The organism is Kocuria sp. CPCC 205260, from assembly GCF_040981045.1.
Lineage (GTDB): Bacteria > Actinomycetota > Actinomycetes > Actinomycetales > Micrococcaceae > Kocuria > Kocuria palustris.
In genome coordinates, this window is record NZ_JAVKPT010000040.1 from 1 (window position 1) to 718 (window position 718).

The following is a 718-nucleotide window of genomic DNA, read 5'->3' on the forward strand; positions in this document are numbered from 1 at the left end:
GAGACGCCGCTCAGGTCGCGGGCGACGAGGTCGGCGAAGAACTCGTTCCACGCTGACCCGGTTTCGCTCGTGGCCACGCGCAGGCCGAGCACTTCACGGTGGCCGTCATTGTTGACGCCGGTGGCGAGCAAGACGACGGTGTTGATCACGCGGCCTCCTTCACGCACTTTCATCGTGAGGGCGTCGGCGGTGACGAACGTGAACGGGCCTGCATCGTCGAGGGGGCGGTGGCGGAAGTCCTCGACGAGCTGGTCGAGGTCGGAGGCCATGCGGCTGACCTGGGACTTCGACAGCGCGTTGATGCCGAGGGTTTTCACCAGCTTGTCCATGCGGCGCGTGGACACGCCGGCGAGGTAGCAGTCAGCGACGACGGTGATGAGTGCGGGCTCGGCTCGTTTGAGTCGTTCCATGAGCCAGTCGGGGAAGTAGGTGCCTGAGCGCAGCTTCGGCACAGCGATGTCGAGGGTTCCGACACGGGTGTCGAGGTCGCGGTGGCGGTAGCCGTTGCGGTGGGTCGTGCGTGTCGGGCTGGGCTGGCCCCACTCGGCGCCGATCACGGCGTCCGCGTCGGCGGACAGCAAAGCGTTGAGCATGGTTTGCAGCAACTGGCGCATCATGTCCGGGCTTGCTTCGGACAAGGCTTCGCCCAACACGCTGGCAGGGCCGACAACGTGAGGTGCGGTCATCGTGATGACTCCGTTCGAGGATTCTGTAGGAG

General features: G+C 65.7%; 1 protein-coding gene. It reads right to left on the reverse strand.

Annotated elements, in window-relative coordinates:
- Nucleotides 1-686: transposase (locus tag RF645_RS13015; RefSeq protein WP_368819246.1), on the reverse strand; the 686-nt coding region annotated here is incomplete at its 3' end.
- Nucleotides 687-718 lie beyond the last annotated feature (32 nt).